This window comes from Paenibacillus sp. FSL H8-0175, assembly GCF_045040615.1.
Classification (GTDB): Bacteria; Bacillota; Bacilli; order Paenibacillales; family Paenibacillaceae; genus Paenibacillus_AQ; species Paenibacillus_AQ odorifer.
This window is the reverse complement of record NZ_CP150299.1, coordinates 548,021-567,820: the sequence shown is the minus strand read 5'-3', so window position 1 is coordinate 567,820 and position 19,800 is coordinate 548,021. Positions and strand designations below refer to the sequence as shown.

General features: G+C 45.3%; 10 protein-coding genes. 4 read left to right on the top strand and 6 right to left on the bottom strand.

The genetic code is table 11. The annotated features are described in order from the left end of the window. Positions 1-18 precede the first annotated feature (18 nt). Positions 19-2,352 (top strand): ribonucleoside-diphosphate reductase subunit alpha, encoded by a 2,334-nt coding sequence (locus tag MHH46_RS02490; protein ID WP_076142084.1) that lies wholly within the window; start codon positions 19-21, stop codon positions 2,350-2,352. Between the two features lie 284 nt (positions 2,353-2,636). Further along, positions 2,637-3,668, top strand: a complete 1,032-nt coding sequence (locus tag MHH46_RS02485; protein ID WP_036682584.1) for a ribonucleotide-diphosphate reductase subunit beta — start codon at positions 2,637-2,639, stop codon at positions 3,666-3,668. Positions 3,669-3,848: 180 nt separating this feature from the next. Here MHH46_RS02485 and ssuE read toward each other — a convergent pair whose 3' ends face one another. Beyond that, positions 3,849-4,397 carry an NADPH-dependent FMN reductase gene (gene ssuE, locus MHH46_RS02480; RefSeq protein WP_076192779.1) on the bottom strand — a complete coding sequence of 183 codons (549 nt, stop codon included), beginning with the start codon at positions 4,395-4,397 and terminating at the stop codon, positions 3,849-3,851. A gap of 401 nt (positions 4,398-4,798) precedes the next feature. On the opposite strand from ssuE, the gene serS reads away from it, so the two are divergent. Beyond that, positions 4,799-6,088: a serine--tRNA ligase gene (serS, locus tag MHH46_RS02475; protein WP_076192777.1), complete on the top strand. Its 1,290-nt coding sequence runs from the start codon at positions 4,799-4,801 to the stop codon at positions 6,086-6,088. A gap of 415 nt (positions 6,089-6,503) precedes the next feature. Continuing rightward, positions 6,504-12,800, top strand: a complete 6,297-nt coding sequence (locus tag MHH46_RS02470; RefSeq protein WP_076192774.1) for a 5'-nucleotidase C-terminal domain-containing protein — start codon at positions 6,504-6,506, stop codon at positions 12,798-12,800. A gap of 106 nt (positions 12,801-12,906) precedes the next feature. Here MHH46_RS02470 and MHH46_RS02465 read toward each other — a convergent pair whose 3' ends face one another. The 5 genes from MHH46_RS02465 to MHH46_RS02445 all read right to left on the bottom strand — a co-directional run bounded on the left by MHH46_RS02465 (position 12,907) and on the right by MHH46_RS02445 (position 19,740). Beyond that, entirely contained in the window at positions 12,907-13,545 is a 639-nt protein-coding gene (locus MHH46_RS02465) for a histidine phosphatase family protein (RefSeq protein WP_076124544.1), read from the bottom strand. A gap of 38 nt (positions 13,546-13,583) precedes the next feature. Continuing rightward, entirely contained in the window at positions 13,584-14,387 is an 804-nt protein-coding gene (locus tag MHH46_RS02460; RefSeq protein WP_036682594.1) for an aminoglycoside N(3)-acetyltransferase, read from the bottom strand. A gap of 64 nt (positions 14,388-14,451) precedes the next feature. Next, complete coding sequence (locus MHH46_RS02455) at positions 14,452-16,020, bottom strand: response regulator (RefSeq protein WP_076192772.1); 1,569 nt, start codon at positions 16,018-16,020, stop codon at positions 14,452-14,454. Further along, positions 16,017-17,801, bottom strand: coding sequence for a sensor histidine kinase (locus MHH46_RS02450; protein WP_405132557.1), 1,785 nt, complete (start codon positions 17,799-17,801; stop codon positions 16,017-16,019). Before MHH46_RS02450 ends, MHH46_RS02455 begins: the two co-directional genes overlap by 4 nt. Positions 17,802-18,045: 244 nt before the next feature. Beyond that, the gene (locus tag MHH46_RS02445) at positions 18,046-19,740 is read right to left on the bottom strand and encodes an extracellular solute-binding protein (protein ID WP_036682600.1); all 1,695 of its coding nucleotides are present in this window, start codon (positions 19,738-19,740) and stop codon (positions 18,046-18,048) included. Positions 19,741-19,800 lie beyond the last annotated feature (60 nt).

Below are 19,800 nucleotides of genomic sequence, written 5' to 3'. Positions count from 1 at the left end.
AGAAGGGATGAACTAACCATGCCGCAATTCGTAGTAAAACCGGATAATCGCCAACTGGCTTTTGATGAGAACCGTCTTTCCGTCTACGCTGACCGTATTCTGGAAGGTCTCGATCAACTAAATAAAGAAACTTTGCTGCGTGGAGTGAATTCCAAACTGCGTCGTGACTCGGTAAGCGGAGAAGAAATCAGCAACGCCTTCACCATGAGCGCTCTAGAGCTTGTAACAAAAGAAGAGCCTAACTGGAAGTTCGCAGCTGCCCGCGCCCTTCTGACTACCCTTTATAAAAAAGCTGCCGTCCATCGCCGCTACAAAGCTTATCCAGAAGAGCCTTACGGTGAATTGTATCCACTAATTACGGATCTCGTGAAAAAAGGAATCTATCGCGAAGAACTTCTAAGTCATTACACCAAAGAACAAATTATCGAACTAGGCGGGTGTATCGATTATACACGCGACCTTTTGTTTGACTATATCGGTCTGCTTACGCTATCCGACCGTTATTTGGCGCATGATTTTGACGGCCGTGTAATGGAGCTTCCACAAGAACGTTATATGATTATTGCTATGTACCTGATGCACCGTGAGCCAGCTGAGAAACGTCTTGAGCTTGTAAAAGAAGCTTATTGGGCTATGAGCAACATCTATATGACTGCTGCTACACCTACAATGTCCAATGCCGGCAAAAAGGTCGCTGGACAACTATCCAGCTGCTTTATTGATACTGTAGACGATTCCCTAGAGGGTATCTTTGACTCCAATACAGACGTAGCACGTCTAAGCAAAATGGGTGGCGGCATCGGCGTTTACCTCGGAAAAGTACGAGCACGTGGTTCGGATATCCGTGGCCACAAGAACACAAGCTCCGGCGTAATCCCTTGGATTCGCCAGTTGAACAATACAGCAGTCAGTGTAGACCAGTTGGGCACACGTAAAGGTGCTGTAGCTGTTTATCTTGATGTATTCCATAAAGATATTCTCGCTTTCCTCGATCTTAAGCTGAACAACGGTGACGAGCGCATGCGTGCACATGACGTGTTCCATGGCGTCTCCCTACCTGACCTGTTCATGGAAGCTGTAGAATCGCGCAGCCATTGGAACCTCTTCTGCCCTCATGAGGTGAAAAAGGTCATGGGCTGGACAGATAAAAATGGCCGTCCACTAGGATTGGAAGATTTCTACGATGAAGAGCTTGGCAAAGGTACTTTCCGTGAAAAATATGCTGAGGCTACAGCGAACCTGGAATTATCCCGGATCACTGTTCCTGCGATCGACATCATGAAACGGATTATGAAATCACAGCTAGAGACGGGTACACCGTACATGTTCTACCGCGATACCGTGAACCGGACCAACCCAAACCGTCATCAAGGTATGGTTTTCTCCTCCAACCTGTGTACAGAAATTATGCAGAATCAGTCTGCAACAGTTATTGAGCAAGAAGAATTAGTAACTAAAGATGGCCAGACCCGGATCGTTATTTCCAAAATCCCTGGCGACTTCGTAGTCTGCAATCTGAATTCGATTCACTTAGCACGGGCGATTCCAGCTGGCGTATTAGAAAGACTTGTTCCGATCCAAGTTCGTATGCTTGATAACGTAATCGACATTAATAATATTGAAGTTCTGCAGGCACAATACACGAACAGCCAGTACCGCGCAGTAGGTCTCGGCACATTCGGCCTGCATCACCTATTGGCACTCAAGGGCATTCGTTGGGAATCCGATGAAGCCGTAGAATATAACAATCATTTATATGAACATATCAACTACCTGTTGGTTCGTTCGAGCATGGAGCTTGCCCGTGAAAAAGGCCGTTATCCGAAATTTGCTGGATCCGATTGGGAGACTGGCGCATACTTCACTTCCCGCGGTTATGTTAGCGGTGAGCAAGAAGGTAAATATGTAACGACTGAGCAATGGCGCGAGCTGCAAGAAGAAGTAGCTAAGGACGGCGTACGTAACGCTTGGATGTTCGCCATTGCGCCGAATGGATCTACATCGATTATTGCCGGCTCCACCGCCAGCATTGATCCACTGTATGAACTGCTTTCCTATGAAGAAAAAACAACTTATAAGATTGCTAACCCAGCACCGGATCTGTCCGACAAAACGATCTGGTACTATAAGACAGCATTTACGATTGACCAAAACTGGTCGATCCGCATGGCTTCTGCTCGCCAGCGTCACGTCGATCAAGGCCAAAGCTTCAACCTGTATGTCCGTCCTGACATCAAGGCTACCGAGTTCCTGGAACTGCATCTGAATGCCTGGAAGGGCGGCTTGAAATCAACTTATTATGTGCGTAGCCGTGCTTTGACTATAGAAGAGTGTGAATCTTGCGCTAGCTAATTATCTTAGTGCCCTAAATAGAAAAACGATGATGAATTTCGTAACTGCGAGGAATGTTTGGGCTTCCGGCCGCTGTTGTCATCAGAGGTCTTGATCTTTACCGCTATTAGCGGATGACATCCGATGACAGCATATGCTTTCGATGCGAGCTTTCCTACGGAAAGCTTTCGGGCGAACGCTGACGCTCCTAAAGCTCCAAACTTCCTCTCCGTTACTCCATCACCGTCTTTCTATGAACAAGACACCAAGAAAGATTACCAGCGCAAAAAATGGAGGGATAAGAAATGCAATTACAAAAGATTTTTAATACTGAAGCACCTAACCAATCCACACGCATTATCGACGGTGAATGCTCAGGTATTCTGAACTGGAACGATATTCGCATGCCTCATATGTACAAGCTGTATAAGGTGCTGCTGCTTAATCACTGGATCGCGGATGAAATTCCAATGTCCAAGGATGCGCAACAATTCCCGATGCTGGATGCCGAGGAACAACGCGTATTTAAGATTAATATCTCCCTACTCGCTGTGCTGGATTCGATGCAGACGATGTTCGTGAGCGACGTGAAGCGTTATTTCACCGATTCCTCTTTGGAAGCTATCTCCGCTATTATCGGGCAGCAAGAAGTGGTGCATAACCAATCCTATTCCTATGTTCTATCCTCTATCGTGTCGGAGAGTGAGCAGAAGGAAATTTTTGAATATTGGAAAAAAGACCCTGTCCTGCTGGAACGCAATCAGTTTATCTCTGATATTTATCAAGAGTTCCGTGATAACCCTACGAGACAGACCTTTTTCCATGCGCTGGTAGCAGATCTCATCTTGGAAGGAATTTTCTTCTACAGCACTTTCGCCTTCTTCTACAATCTGGCCCGTGACCAGAAGATGATGGCAACCAGCCAAATGATCTCTTATATTCAACGTGACGAGAATCAGCACTGCTACTTCTTCGCAGAAGTATTTAAGCAGCTGCTTGTAGACTTCCCTGAGCTGAACACCAAAGAAAACATGGATTACGTATACCGTACCATCGACCGCGCGGTAGAGCTCGAAACCAACTGGGCTTATTACACACTTACTAACGTGCGTGGTATTGATCTTAACGAGCTTAGCGACTACATTAAATATACAGCGAACAAACGTCTGACTTTGATGGGTATGGAAAAAGCTTATCAAGGTGTTGACGTTAACTGTATGCCTTGGATCAAACCTTTCTCCGATGATGCGCTTAATGCTACCAAAACTGACTTCTTCGAAGCTAAGTCCCGCAACTATGGTAAGGTTGGCGACGATAACGGATTCGACGATTTGTAAGACCGGATATATAATAACCCCTATATAAAAAAGAGGCCATTCTCTACTTTCTTAGTGAGATGGCCTTTTTGCTATAGCTTATATAATGCAAAAAGCGCCCCTCTCCCCTGGTATCAGGGATGAAAGAGACGCTTATACGTTTGTTATTAGCACTAAGCACAGAAGGCTTGCTACTTAGTCTTATGCCTTGCGTTCCACACGATGTGTAGTTTCTTCTGCAAGCTCATCTAATGCATCGTTCAGGCGCAGCTTCAGCTCCTCAGCAAGCTCTACCACTCCCTGATCATTACGAACCACTTGAGAATCCACGGCATAGACGCCGCCAAGAATGTAACGCGCGCCCAGTACAGACAACACAGGTTTCAATGCGTAATCAATTGTGAGCAGATGTGCAAGACTGCCGCCCATGAACAGCGGGAGTACAACTTTTCCGGCCAATCCCTTTTGTGGAACCAGATCTAAAAAGGTCTTCAACACGCCTGTATAAGAAGCTTTATAAACCGGGCTAACCACAATTACCGCATCAGCTTCCGCTACAAGGCCATTGGCTTTGACGATAGACTCACTTTCAAACTTAGTGTGAATCAAATCCTCCGCTGGTAGTTCTGCTACGTTAATACGCTCAACCTCGAAGCCCTGATTGGTTAAGCTGGCCTCCGCATATTCTATAGCTGCATTGATACGCGATACCAGGGAAGGCGTTCCGTTAATCACAACAATTTTAGCCACTTTTCCACCTCTTCCATCCCACTTAAGCAGCTCACACTGCTTTATTTATTATCCCGACAAAATTACTTTAAATTAATACTAATCCTAACGTAGAATTGATATTTTTGTCAAACCATAACCACTTGCGCTCCTCCCACTCTTACGTTATACTAAGCAACAATATTAAATCCAACAATCAGGCCAATGATCGGCATCCAACCGTGAGGCGTCTGCGACCGGAGTCTACAACAACTCCCTAAGTTCACCGGGTTTCGCCCGTTATCGCGAAGACCAAAGAGGGTCGGATTGTTCCTGCAGTTAAGGAGATTCGATCAACCTGGGTGGCACCGCGAGCTGACGCTCCTCGTCCCATGGATGAGGGCGTTTTTTGCGTTTTTTTAACCAAAAAGGAGCGAAACGGTATGCTGGATATGAACTGGATCAAAGACAATCAGGAACTTGTAAGAAACATTACGGCTTGGAAAAGAGTCGACTTCCCACTGGATGAACTGCTGGAATGGGATGAGAAACGGCGCGAATTGCGCCAAGATACGGAACAGTTGAGAGCCCAGCGTAACGGGCTGACCAAAGAGGTTGAACGACTTTTACGACAGGGTGACAGCGTGGCAGGAGAAGCAGTTAAAGAACAAGTAAGAGAACTGAACAACCGCCTGAATCTCTATGAGGCAGAACTAACTGAGGCAGACCGCCGCTGTGGAGAACTCATGCTGCTCGCACCAAACCCTGTATCGCAGGATACACCGATTGGCCATGATGATAAAGATAATGTAGAACTGCGACGAACCGGAACGTTGCCGGAATTCGGCTTTAAACCGCGTGATCATGTAGAACTAGGCGAGCTCCACAATATCATCGATATCCCCCGTGGCGTCAAAGCAGGCGGCCCACGCAGCTATGTGCTGAAGGATGCAGGGTTGTTGTTACATCTCGCTGTACAGCGGCTGGCCATTGATGTACTAACTGCCCGCGGGTTCACGGTGATGGATGTTCCCGTGATTGTCCGTCCGGAAGCGCTGGAACGTACGGGCTTCTTCCCCGGCGGGATGGATCAGACCTATGAGCTAAACGGAGACAATCGTTGGCTGGTAGGCACATCGGAGGTGTCGCTTGTCTCGCTGTATAGCGATGAGATTGTCGAACTGGATTCGCCAATGCGACTCGCCGGAATGTCGGCCTGCTTCCGCCGTGAGGTAGGATCGGCGGGACGAGACGTGCGTGGTCTGTACCGTGTTCATCAATTCTCAAAAATTGAACAAGTTATCTTATGTCGGAATGATGAGGGCGTATCAGAGGGCATGCTGCAGGAGATTCTTGCGAATGCAGAGCATATTCTACAGCTCTTGGAACTTCCCTATCGGATCATGTCTGTCTGCACAGGAGATATGTCCCTGAAGACACATAAGCAGTATGACATCGAGACTTGGATGCCAAGCAGAGAGGCATACGGAGAGACACACTCGGCTTCCAACCTGCTCGATTTCCAAGCTCGTCGTTCGGGCATTCGTTACCGGGATGCCGACGGTAAGCTGCAATACTGCCACACCCTAAACAACACCGCAGTGGCTACACCAAGGATCCTAATTCCGCTGCTGGAGAATCATCAACTGGAGGATGGATCCATTTACATTCCGCAGGCACTGCGTAAATATATGGATGGAATTGAACGGCTTGAGCTTCCGTACCAGCAGTGATGTGTTGTCCAAGTAGATTTAAAATTAATAATGCCCTTCCACTTCTCGATAAGAAGCTGGAGGGGCATTATTTTTGTTCCGATACATTCTATATAATTCTAATCTCAATTGTTTTCCCTATGTAAAAATTAATAAAACTCTAGAATAAATTTGTCGTAATCCATAATAAATTCAACAATATATATAACATAAAATTAAAATATCGGTGATCTATTAACCATAAAAATACTAAATTTATAATTAATATTGTATTTATGCACTGTTTTTATACTAAAATCACAACATTTCAATTTTTAGATTTAATTGATGCAAACTTTAATTTATATTCATGAAAGACAACCTTTCATTTTACATTTGAATGCTAAGATTTAATAGGTTGTAAATAAAAGATTCGAGGGGAGAATGACTTATCCAAATGATTATTTCTTCAAGAGTAAGGAAATGGTTCGCTACTGGACTGGCAATGTTAATGGTTGCCGGCAGTGTGTTACCAGCTGTCCAGACCGCCGAGGCAGCACCGGATAATAGCAATATTGTTATCTCGCAGGTCTATGGTGGTGGTGGAAACGGCGGAGCGGAATTTAAAAATGATTTTATTGAATTATACAATCCTACAAATCATCCAGTAGATTTGACTGGATGGAAAGTTCGCTATACCTCAGCTGCCGGAACCTTTAGTAGCGGAACAGACTTAAATGGAACCATCCCGGCAAATGGATACTTCCTTATTGAGGAGGCCGCTGGAACGGGAGGAACTACCGACTTGCCTACTCCTGATGTTAGCAAGGGAATCCTTGCTATGAGTGGTACAAACGGCAAAGTCGACCTCGTTGATAAATCAGGTACAACAATTGATTTAGTTGGCTACGGAACAGCTACAAATGTCGAGGGAAGTGCGACCGCTGCTCTCTCCAATACGACAGCCGCTATCCGTAAAGCTGCGGCTGGTGCACCGGCTGATAGCCGCGGTCTAGATACGGATAACAACTCTACGGATTTTGTTGTCCAAGCACCAAGTCCACGGAACAGCACCTACGGTACGTTACCTGAATTACCGGAAACTGCTAGTTCCGCAGTAGCTTTACCAGCCCCTAATGCCTGGCCGGCTGGTACAGAAATATCTTTGAATTCTCCAACGGTTGGAGCATCCGTCTATGCAGCTGTTTATGGATCAGGTGGTTCAACTAATTTCCAACCTTACACAGGGCCTATTACCTTAACTGAGGACACTACGATTAAAGCGTATGCTTCAGAACCAAATATGCCAGACAGCCCTATATCGACTTTTGATTACACCATTCTGGCCAAAACAGATGTTGCAACAGCACGCCTTGCTAGTAAAGGTCAGAATATTTTAACAGAAGGTATCGTAACTCACATTAATGCAGCAAAAATGTATATTCAGGATGAATCCGGCGGGATCGTACTTTATGGTTTCCCAGAGTTCGCAAACGTTGGAGATCGTGTTGAAGTAAGCGGCACAATGGATATCTACAGCAACCTGCAAGAAATCAAATTCCAAAGTGGACTTCAATACAATGTAGCTGCACAAAATGTTGGGGTGCCTGCACCAAAATTGATTACAGCAACCGACTTGTCTGCCGCGAACGGCGAAAGCCACGAAGCTCAGCTGGTAACTATGAATAATGTGACCATAGACAATGTAAATGGCAGCACGGTGACTGCTAGCCAAGGTGGACAACAATTCACAATTTTTTCAACCCTGCCTAAACTAGTTAAGGGTAAAACCTTTGACAATATCACTGGGGTTATCGAGCAATATAGTACGACTTATCAATTCATTCCACTTAATGAAAATGCTTTGGTGGAAGAAACTTTTTCCGTTATGGCCAGCCCTGGCGCAGGTCGCATCATCAAAGGAAGTTCTGTGACCCTATCCAGCCCTACTCTTGGAGCACAGATTTACTACACGACCAACGGAACTGAACCAACAACAGCAAGTAAGCTTTATTCAGATCCGATTACAGTTAATCAAGATCTTACCATCCATGCAATTGTCGTAGCAGATGGCAAGACAAGTAAGGTTTATACCTTTGCATATAAAGCATCTGAACTCCCTCGTATACATGATATTCAAGGAGAATCTCATACTTCTGAGTATGCAGGTCAGAACGTTTCCGATGTAGAAGGCATCGTTACCCAATATGGGTACACCTTCGCCACTGGCGCTTATAGAGGTTTCTTTATGCAAGACCCTCAGCCAGACGATAATGTAAACACTTCGGAAGGTATTTTTGTATACAGCACTAATTCATCCCTTAAGCCTCAAATTGGAGATTTAGTCCAAGTTAGTGGAGCTGTTTCCGAATACAACGAAGGTAACGCAAGTAATTTAACCTCTACTCAAATTACTATGACTTCAATAAAAGTAGACTCCTCTTCAAGTTATACTGTGCCAGAGCCTGTCGTACTTGGTAAAGGCGGGAGAGCCATTCCGTCTTCCATAATTGACAATGACGGCATGGCTAATTTTGAGCCTAATGAAGATGCAATTGATTTCTACGAATCGTTAGAAGGTATGCTCGTCAAGCTCCCTACCCCTACGATTATCAGTCCTTACTGGACAAGTGGTAGCGGAAATTCCATGCTGTATAACATCCCTACAAGAGTAGAAAATGAAACACCTGATGTCATCACACCAGCTGGTGGATTAGTTCTCAAAGAATACAACCAATACAATCCTCAGCGCCTCATCATTGCTTACGGAAATCCGGGTCAAGAAGTCATCACCGGAGATAAGTTCGCGGGAGATGTAACTGGCGTCATCGGATACAACAACGGTAACTTCAAAGTGATTCCGGAAAACGGTAAGCTTCCAGCCATCACTCCAAGTACCTTTAAGCAAGAAACAACTAATCTTGAAGTCAATGATAGTAAGTTGTTGATCGCATCGTACAACATTGAAAACTTCTACCCGGGTGTCGGAGCAACAAAAATCCAGAAACTAGCCGACTCCATCACAAACAATATGAAAAAACCTGACATTATCGGCGTTGTCGAAATGCAGGACAGCAATGGTGAAGCCAATAATGGTATCACTGAAGCAAGTGCAGCCGAACTGATTAAAGCCATTAAAACCGCTGGCGGTCCTGTATATAAATACACAGACATCGCTCCGGAGAACAATATGGATGGCGGTGCCCCAGGCGGAAACATTCGCGTAGGATTCCTGTACAATCCAGCAAGAGTACAGCTTGCAGACAGTGTGAGCGGACAAAAAGGTACAGCTACACAATCCGTTGGATATAACGCAGCGGCAGATCAATTGACCTACAATCCAGGACGAATTGATCCAACAAACTCTGCCTTTGCAAGTTCACGTAAACCCCTTGCTGCACAGTTCGTATTCGGTGGCGAAACAGTAATTGTGATCGCTAACCATTTCAATTCAAAAGGCGGCGATACCGGTCCTTTCGGAAATGTTCAGCCCCCTGTATTGTCCAGTGAAACACAACGCCATAAAATCGCGGCGGTCGTAAACGGATTTGTCAAAGAGGTTCTGACTGCAAATCCTAAAGCCAACATCGTAGCTCTTGGCGATTTGAATGATTTCCAATTTACTAAAACTGCAACCCTCTTAAAAGGTACAGAACTAGATAATTTGATCGATACATTGCCTTTAAATGAGCAGTATACGTACACCTATGACGGAAACTCTCAAGTGCTAGATCATATTCTTGTCAGTAAAAATCTAACGGCTTCTTCTAAAGTAGATGTCGTTCATCTAAATGCCGACTTCTCACCATCGAACGGTCGGGTATCCGATCATGATGCGGTTTTGGCACAGATTGATTTTAATACTGCTGAAGACTTCCCACTAACCATTCTGCACACCAATGATACACATGCAGGATTAGATACTGTCAGCTCACCAAACAACATCTTGCGCCGTGTAACAGCAATCAAAGATGCCAAGGCGACTACAGAGAATCCTATTCTTGTAGACGCAGGTGATGTGTTCTCCGGAACGCTTTACTTCAATAAGTATCTGGGTCAAGCAGATCTGGCCTTTATGAATCTGGTTAAATATGATGCTATGACTTTCGGTAATCATGAGTTTGATAAAGATTCAGATGTACTGTCCAAATTCATCGGCAACGCAAAGTTCCCATTTGTCTCCTCCAATGTGAACTTCTCAGCGGATGATATTCTTAGTAAAATGTTCACCAATGAAATCGGCCGGTCAGGTAATGCTGGAACCATCTACCCTGCGCTGATCAAAGAAGTAGACGGCCAACAGGTCGGTATCATGGGTCTGACGACAGAAGATACGGCGAACATTGCTTCACCAGGTAAAGTGACCTTTGAGAATGCCTTCGCTAAAGCGGAAGCAACGGTCGCTATGCTTGAAAAAGAGAAAGTTAACAAGATCATTGTTCTCTCTCACCTTGGCTATGAAGAAGATCTCAAGCTAGCCAAAGCCGTTAACGGCATTGATATTATCGTTGGGGGTCACAGCCACACGCAACTGAATCAAGCCGTTGTTGATAACACCGATCCAAAAGCACCGAAGCTAATTGTACAAACTGGTGAAAAAGGTCTTTTCCTTGGCCAACTTGAAGTTAAATTTAACAAAGATGGCGTACTGACCGATTGGAAAGACCAATTAATCTCCATCGATGCTAAAAACGGTACTAACTACGTTATCGCAGAGGATCCTGAAGCTAAAAAGATCCTGGATACCGAGTATAAGCCGGGTATTCAAGAACTAACCAATGAGGTAGTAGGAAATTCAGAGGTTGTTCTAAACGGAGTTCGTGATAATGTGCGCACAAAGGAAACTAATCTTGGTAACCTGATTGCCGATGGCATGCTTTATGCAGCTCAAAAAGCGGGCACTAATGCCGTAATCGCCTTGCAAAACGGCGGCGGTATTCGCGAATCCATCAACGAAGGACCGATCACACAAGGCGAAGTACTCGGTGTACTTCCATTCAACAACGATCTGGTTACGATCACTTTGACTGGACAAGAAATTAAGGATGCTATGGAGAACGGGGTTTCCAAAACGCCGGCAGCAGACGGACGTTTCCCACACGTTGCAGGGTTGAAATTCTATTACGACTCTACGAAACCTGTGAACGAACGTGTATTGCGTATTGAAGTGAAAAACGGGGATAAATACGTTCCTCTAGATCTAAAAGCATCTTATGAAGTAGCTACTAATGCTTTCACAGCTAAGGGTGGAGATTTCTATACTTCACTTGAAAAGGCCTATAAAGAAGGCCGCGTGAATCTGCTGTACCTACCGGACTTTGATGTATTTACGAAGTATCTGCAGAAGGTTGGAACGGTCACTGCGAACACTTCCGCCGTTGAAGGCCGGATTGTTGATCTAAAAGGTGCACCACTGCCGGAGACAAATCCAACTCCGACACCAGACCCAACACCAGTACCAACACCAGATCCAACTTCAGTACCAACTTCAGTACCAACATCAGTACCAACATCGGCTCCAACAGTACCAACAGCTACACCATCACCAACTGTTGCTCCAACTGTGGCTCCAATTGCTTCAGCACAAGTAACAACAATTGATGCTGCTGATCTAACCAAACAACTTGCTGAACTGCCAACGGGTAGCCAAGAGCTGGTTATTCCGGTTAAAGCCACTACAGGCGGCGCTCAAGTAGTGCTTCCAGGCAGTGTGCTTGTAAAACAAGCAGCAGCACAACCTAACACAGTTCTTACCTTTACTACGGATGGTGCTTCTTATTCCTTGCCACTCCGTGTTGTAAACAGCGCAGCACTTGCCGCTCAATTAGGCACCAGCGACTTTACAATTACGGTATCCATTCTAGTAGCGAATTCGGGAACACTAAGCAGCACAAACCAAGCTATAGCCTCACAGCTAGGTAATGCTACTTTAGCTGCTCCAGTAATCGAATTCAGCGTTTCAGCACAAGCCGGAACTAAGAGTGTGCAGTTGAACAATTTCGGCAGCACTTACGTGAAGCGCACGATCAATGTACCTGCCGTCTTAAATTCAAATAACGCAACGGCAGTGGTCTTCGATCCTGCTTCAGGTAAGATCTCCTTCGTGCCTGCTATCTTTGTTCCTAAAGCAGATGGAACAACGGACGTTACGATTAAACGGAACAGCAACAGCTACTACACCGTTGTTAAGTCTTCCAAAACGTTCGCAGATACTAACGGACACTGGGCTAAATCATCCATTGATCTCTTAGCTACCAAACTAATCGTCAGCGGAACAAGCAACGATACGTTCTCTCCTTCACAGTCGATCACACGTGCTGAGTTCGCGGCAATAATTACGCGTTCTCTGGGACTTGCGATAGCTAATGGTGAGACCACATTTAAAGATGTAAACCCAAGTGCTTGGTATGCTGATGCTATTCGCACCGCAGCAGAAGCCGGATTGATTTCCGGTTATACCGATGGTAGCTTTAAGCCGGGTAGCCCAATCACTCGTCAGGAAATGGCCTCGGTATTAGCGAAAGCTATTAAGTACACAGGGAAAACCTTAAATGCCGACCCTGCAGCACTGGCTAAATTCAGTGACGCAGCAAGCATTCCAGCTTGGTCCCAAGCAGCAGTAGCAGAAATCGCTGCTGAGGGAATTATCCAAGGAGCAACAGATGGATCCTTTGCTCCACAGAAGCTGGCAACTCGTGCCGAAGCGGTTACGATGCTGGAGAAGACATTGAAATCTCTCCAGTTTATCAACTAGCAAAAGCTGATCTCCAGCTCTGAAGTCAAAAAGGCGGTTCTTCGAGTGCGTAATGCACCCGAGGAACCGCCTTTTTTTATAAACCCAATCTGATCTGTAGGAAGTGTTATGATTCCATCCCAGCTTCACTCTCTTCGTAATGGCTCGTATCCCCATGCAGCAGGATTTCCGGCACACCATCCGTAAAATCAACCCTGCATAAGCAGGTCGGATAAATGTAAGGCAGATCCCAGAGCTTAGGCAACGCTCTGCCCTCAAAATAGGCCATTAACAGCTTAATCACTACTGTATGTGTGACGATAAGAATGGTCTCACCCTGATGGGCAATGAGAATTTCCTGAAGCTTGCCCAGCGCCCGTGCCTGCACCTCTGCAAAGGTCTCACTACCCTCCACTTTAAACTGCTCAGGGTCTTGCCAGAAATTGCGATGCTGCTCCGAATACTCGCTCTCCAGCTCAGTAGAATCACGGCCTTCCCATACCCCCATGCCAATCTCTTTGAACGCCTCAGAGGTCTTAAGCGGAGTACTCCGCTCTCCTCGAATAATTTCAGCTGTGCGCAGCGCCCTTGGGCTGGGGCTTGCATAGATGACATCCAGCTGTTCAGTGCGCATTCCCCGGCTCAGCCATTCTGCCTGTTGCACACCAAGAGCCGTCAGTTCAGAATCCATATGTCCCTGCATCCGATGCTGCACGTTCCATTCCGTTTGACCATGCCGGGTTAAAAATATCGTTGTTGTACTCATGCCAGCTTCTCCTTCCGTTTCCCCTATCCAATGAGGTTTTACTTCCTGTTCTGTTCCATCCAGTTCACTGCATAATCTACGATTTCCCGTTGCGGAATCAATTGAGCGGTTGCGGAAGCAACCTGTCCATATGTAATAAGTCCCGTCTCTTGTCCAAACTGATCTGCCAGCTGAACGAAATCGTCAGAATCCCAATCCAGCTCCTTAAATTCCACCCACTGCCTAACTCCATCCACCATAATGGGCGCCCCGCCAAGGGTTTCCTTCTTGCCAGCATAAGATGCGCGGCATTCGGCAAGATGCAGAGAAGTATTATTAAGATTGCCAACACCCAGCAACAGTACATGTCCGCCCAAATCGTAAATCCGAGCCAGCGGAGAATCTTCCCCCAGACCCATTTCAAGCGAATGACCATACATAATTTCGTCTCTATGCTTGCCCCAAGCGGCAAACGAATGAATCGGATGGTCACTGCGTTTTACTCCTTTTTGTTTACGGAAGCAGTCCGGAATAACCCCCATTCCTCTAAGCTGGGTCAGGTCTGGATCATAAGCCGGCATCTGCTCGCGGATACTCTGCCACCACGCCTCCGGCACCGGTGGGTTGCTCCAGCCTGCGGGATCAGTCAGGTCACTGGAATGAGTGGGCATTACCAGCGTGCCAGATTCTCCGAGGACCTCCTCCAATGCCAAAATAACAGCGACCGGGCCCCCGGCTACCCATTGGCCTAACGATTTAAAAGAAGAATGCAATAAAATCGTCATGCCCGCCTTAACGCCCAGTCGACGAAAATCCGCTGCTAATGTCTGAACCGTAATCAAATTGCCTTGTATTTCTTCCACCCTTCATTCCTCCAATAAATCTTCTCAAATCCATTATATAGGAGGGCCGCTTCTAAATGCATCTTCAATATCCTCCACACTCTTCGGATACTATTTTCGCTCTATAATCACCTGGGGAAATCCCCTCCAGCTCTTTAAAAACACGGGCAAATTGTTTACTGTTCTCGAAGCCTACTTCTTCTGAGACTGTTGCGAGCTTACTGCAGCCTTTTGCCAATAGCTCTTTAGCATGACGGATGCGGACCTTTTTTAAATAGATAACAAAATTCTCACCGGTATATGCCTTAAAGGCTTCGCTAAAATAAGAATAATTCAAGGATACATGATTGCTGACCATAGCCATATTCAGTGGACGGGCATAGTTGGCTTCAATATAGCTCAGTGCCTCTTCCATATCCGCATGCTCGGTATGCGCAGACCTTACGCCTACAATGTATTCATTCACACTCAAGAGTAAGTTCTCCAGCGCACGATAATATTCGTGGAAATGACGATAGTTGTACATATTGCCTACCGTACGATACAGCTTCAATACCTCTACCGAGGCTTCGCCATGTACCCGAAACACTTCATCCAACACCAGTTCGTTTACATTCTGTCCCACGGACTCCAGATAAGCTAGGTCCAGTTCCTTCAAATGCTCAATTTGAAAAATCACAGATAGAAGATGCTTCATCTCCTTCTCGCGTTCTGTTCCCAGCATATTGAGCAGCTTGCGAAGCTCTTCCTTAGGTAACGGAAAGTTAGACCGTCCCTGTCCAACATCCCCATAATCCAACAAACTCACTTGCGGATATAAAAAAGTATATTGCAGTGCCCGGCATGCTTCCTTATAACAGGAACGGAGGTCCTCAAGACTTCCTCCTTCGCTGCTAATCCCAATCGATAATCCCTTTATTTCCTTAGCTTCAGCTTGTCTGAACAGCTCTATAAAATCCTGTTTTCTGCTCCCGATCAAGACTAATTTGCCATCCCAATCCGTTGTGATTTCCGAGAAAAACTTTTCAAGCGGTCCGATCAATCGTTCCGCCAGTCCTTGAACATCCCCCGACTTCATTCTTGTTCCGTCATTGTAATAGTAATTCAACACACCAACTGTAAAAGGTGCTTGTAGATCACTTAGCCACTCTTGCTGCTCACGCTCCAGCGGAACCTCCTGCTGCATTAGCAGTCCCCGCAAACGACTGGACCGCAGTTCCCTGCGGAAGTGTTCCGTTTCCTGTTCCAGCTGCCTTGCGCTGAGATCCTGTTCTTCCTGTTCCTTATCGATATTCTTCAAAATTTCGAACAACTCATCTCGGCGAATCGGCTTCAGCAAGTAATCCTTCACGCGATAACGAATCGCGCTTTTGGCATATTCGAAATCATCATAACCGCTTAAGATGAGCACTGCTGGGCTTTTCTCACCACTTGTTACCTTAGATATCTGCTCCAACAGTGTAATTCCATCCATCACTGGCATACGTATATCTGTAATAATAATATCTGCACCTTCGGTCTTAAATATCTCGAAACCCTCTGCGCCATTACTCGCCATTGTGATGGTATACACGGACGGAAATTCTCTTTCTATCATAGTCTTGAGACCGTAACGGATATTCTTTTCATCATCAATGATCAGTAGCTTCTTCATAGTTGTTTTTCTCCTGTCAAAAGAACTTTCGGCAAGGTCAGACGTACCATCGTCCAACTCCCTGCTTCACTCTGTACTACAAGCCCATATTCATCACCATAAAAGATTTGCAGTCGCTGATGTACATTTCTCAGTCCAATACCACCTGTTCGGCGGTCAACATCCCTCTGTTCTGAAGCACTCTCACAGCGCTCATCTTTCGCATAAATCGCCTCGTTCAAAGCAACCAAACGCTCTGGAGTTAAGCCGATGCCATTATCACGAAGCTCTATGCAAATATCACCTTCCGTTTCCGAAATATGAATATGAATGTTCGGGTCCAGTAAATTCTCTTTCTCGTCGCACCAAGCATGCTTAACACTGTTCTCTACAATAGGCTGCAGTGACATTTTCAGCACCTCCAGCTCCAAATATCGAGGTTCAATATGAAGCACTAACTTAACCGGATATTCAAAACGAATATTCATCACTTCAATGTAATTTTCAATGTGGCGGACTTCATCCCGCAGCTTCACATACTCTCCGGACCATTTAAAATTATAGCGCATCATCCCACCCAGCGAGGTCAGTGCGTCCGAGATCGTTCGCTGGTTCTCAATTTCAGCCAGCATTTTTATATTTTCCAGCGTATTATACAAAAAATGTGCGTCAATCTGGTTATGCAGCGTACGCAGCTCAGCCTCTTTAGACAACGCCTGCTTGCTCACTGCCTGAGCCACCAACGTATTGATGGTGTTCATCAGCTTGGAGAAATGATGGGCAAGCTCCCCGACTTCCCCTCCACCACGAATCATTATTCCAGTGTACGCTTCACCTCTACGCACTTTTTTCATCGTTTCGGTCAATCTACGCAGATTTTTTAGAATAAAGGCATTTGTCACATAAGCGATCAGCGTTAGTAAAGTAATAAAACCAACATTGGCTCCAATGATTAAGTTGCGCGTGCGGGAGATATCCTTCATCACTCCTTCCATTGACACTACATTTAACAAATAAGCATCAATTCGTTCTAGCGGAGTGTTAATTAACAAAAACGATTTACCATTCTCCGAGTAATTACTGTCCCATTCGCCAGTTTCCCGGAACTGCTTATACCGTTCTGCAATCATATCAGCCATCTCTAGATTATCCTGCAAAAAAGAATTGTCCGGCCTGGTGAAAAGCTGCAGCTCACTATCCACAAGAAACATCTGGGTCTGATTATCCCGTACATCTGTATACGTCTTGGGTGTAAATCGACTAAGCAGCATATCCACCTGCACCATGCCGATATGATTGTCTGCTGGCCGACTCTTCTCACGCAGCAAAGAAACCTTTGGCAGACTCTCCGTCGGTGCTCCCAAGTATCTCTGCATCAAATCCGGATCATTTTTCTGAAAAGACCAGTATTCCTGCCCCTTCAATTGAAGCGCTTTCTGAAACCATGGGGTGGAAGAAACCCGCTCTTCGCGAAAGATAATCGGCCAAATTTCATGCACCTTATTACTTCTCGAATACAGTCTTAAATGCTCAATATTCGGATTATTAAATTGAATACGAGTCATATTCACATAAGCATTTGTATTAAAATCAACCAAATCTACTAGCTGCGGTTCGGTTTCATTCGCTAAGAATTTTTCTACTTCGGCATCAGAATAAGCCATTTGCGCCGCCCGTTCCATCGCTTCGATCTGATTATGAATATGCAGCTTCTCCATTTGCGACAAATAATCATTTTTCTCGACGGCATCGCGGAGATAGGTATTATTAATGGCTTTATAGGAGTAGACAGAAACCAGCATACACGGACCTAAAACAATAAAAACATAAGCTGCAATTAAACGGCTCTGAAGTGATCTTCGCCCCCACCAATAACTAAAAGAATGCCATAATGCTCTGGTTCGATCTCGCCTATTCACTTTATACACTTCTGTCCTGTCCACCTCGCTAAAATAGTGAATATTCAAATACTTAATATCTATTCCTTATTATAATTCGAAAATAACCCAAAAGCCCGCAGTTAGCGGGCATTTTGGGTCATACTTTTTATTTTATGGACAGCTTCACTTTATTCTCTTCATATTTCTTTTGTTGGTAGGCATCAAATACATCTTCGCCTTCCTTCTTTCTCTTCTCTAAATACTCATTCCAAATCTTATCGAATTCCGCATCGGAGGAAGCCATGAGCAATTTCGGCATAGTTTTACCGCGCAGCTGTTTCAGCTTCGAAGCGATGATGCCTTCAGGAGAGTTTCCTGTTGGTTCGATTTGTTGGAACTCGGAGGAGCCTATGGATTTACCTCTAGTCCAATCTTCCAATTGCTTAAATGGTTCTACCGATTTAGGAGCCCATTGGTCTGTGATATTCGTATTTTGCAGCATCCAGAATGTAAAGGAAGATCCGATTTGCTTATCAAACGTCGAACGGTCTTTATTCATCAAATCAAACACTTCTGGTTTAAATTGATCTTTTCCATCAATCGTATCGTAGCTGACACCTTTTTCACCTAAGAACAAGTCTTTGTTGCCTTCTTCACTGTTCAAGTAGCTGAGGAAGCGGATAGCACGTGCTTTATCCTTAACATCTTTGGAGATCAGTGTTACCGTCCAACCGGAGATACCAGGGCCATCAAGGGTTGGTTTATCCAAGTTCGTATTGGAAGGTCCGTCAACAGCGATATACGTTTTGGTTGGATCCTGTTGGTAAATCGTTCCTAGTTGTGCTGCAAAGTCTGTACGTTGATACAGCATTGCGAAATAACGGCCTTGGGCAATTTTTTCTTCCATTTGTGGGCGTTTGTCGATAAAGATATCTTTAGCCAGCAGACCGTCTTGATTCGCTTGACGAAGTGCCTTCATCCAGCGGATATATTCAGGATCGGTTTCACGAGCATATACCTTGCCATCTTTTTCTCTTGGGATTGCCAAGAAGTTCTGCAGGTAACCTTCCAAAGAATCGTTACCGTTCTCGGTAAATTCATGCAAACCAAGTGGAATAAGCGGCTGTCCATTTACGTCAGGGAATTTCTCTTTCGCTAATTTAAGCGCATTCAAGAAACCTTCTGGTGTGCGCATATCTGGACTTCCAATAGCTTCATACATATCCTTGCGGACAGCGAATACTTGGTTGGATACGTAATTTTCTCCATATTTCTCATAGTCGGCAGGAGAGGAAGAAGAGTTAGGATAGCCATACACATTGCCGTCTTCTTGTGTATACCAGCCCAGCTTATCAGCATCGGATACTTTAAAGAAGTACGGATCATATTCATCAGCAAGTTTGTTCAATGGAAGAACAAGTTCACCTTCGACCATTTTCTTAATCGCATCTTCCCAGAAGCCCAAAGTGATGAAATCAGGCAATTTACCGGATGCAATCAGCGTGTTAAGCTTCTCATTCTCGTTACCAGCCGGAACGATGAAATTAATATCAACTCCGGTCTTCTTAGTTACATATTGGGAGGTTGGGTCCACGCCCCATTTATTAGGGAACCATGAGAAGTTCAGGTACCAGTCAAATGTAATGGGTGAAGTATCAATCTTCCATCCCGGTTCATCTGCTGATAATGCAGCAGCAGTCGGTTCAGCACTTGCCTCCGTATTAGTAGCTTTAGCGCTGTTAGCATTACCTTCGGCATTCTTGCCAGCATTATTCCCGCTGGAGCAGCCTGCGGCTGACAATGACATCATTATTGCGAGAAGCAGAACTCCCATTGCTTTTGGCTTACGTTTCATGCCCATGCTTGTTTACCCCTTTTCTATGAATGTTAATTATAAGCTCAACCCCAGTGCCTACAGCTG

Bases quoted from the DNA above. Each gene is read 5' to 3' on its own strand.
- MHH46_RS02490 (WP_076142084.1), top strand. From the start codon at position 19: ATGCCGCAATTCGTAGTAAAACCGGATAATCGCCAACTGGCTTTTGAT.
- MHH46_RS02450 (WP_405132557.1), bottom strand. From the start codon at position 17,801: ATGCTGGTTTCTGTCTACTCCTATAAAGCCATTAATAATACCTATCTC.
- MHH46_RS02470 (WP_076192774.1), top strand. From the start codon at position 6,504: ATGATTATTTCTTCAAGAGTAAGGAAATGGTTCGCTACTGGACTGGCA.
- MHH46_RS02465 (WP_076124544.1), bottom strand. From the start codon at position 13,545: ATGAGTACAACAACGATATTTTTAACCCGGCATGGTCAAACGGAATGG.
- MHH46_RS02455 (WP_076192772.1), bottom strand. From the start codon at position 16,020: ATGAAGAAGCTACTGATCATTGATGATGAAAAGAATATCCGTTACGGT.
- serS (WP_076192777.1), top strand. From the start codon at position 4,799: ATGCTGGATATGAACTGGATCAAAGACAATCAGGAACTTGTAAGAAAC.
- MHH46_RS02445 (WP_036682600.1), bottom strand. From the start codon at position 19,740: ATGGGCATGAAACGTAAGCCAAAAGCAATGGGAGTTCTGCTTCTCGCA.
- MHH46_RS02485 (WP_036682584.1), top strand. From the start codon at position 2,637: ATGCAATTACAAAAGATTTTTAATACTGAAGCACCTAACCAATCCACA.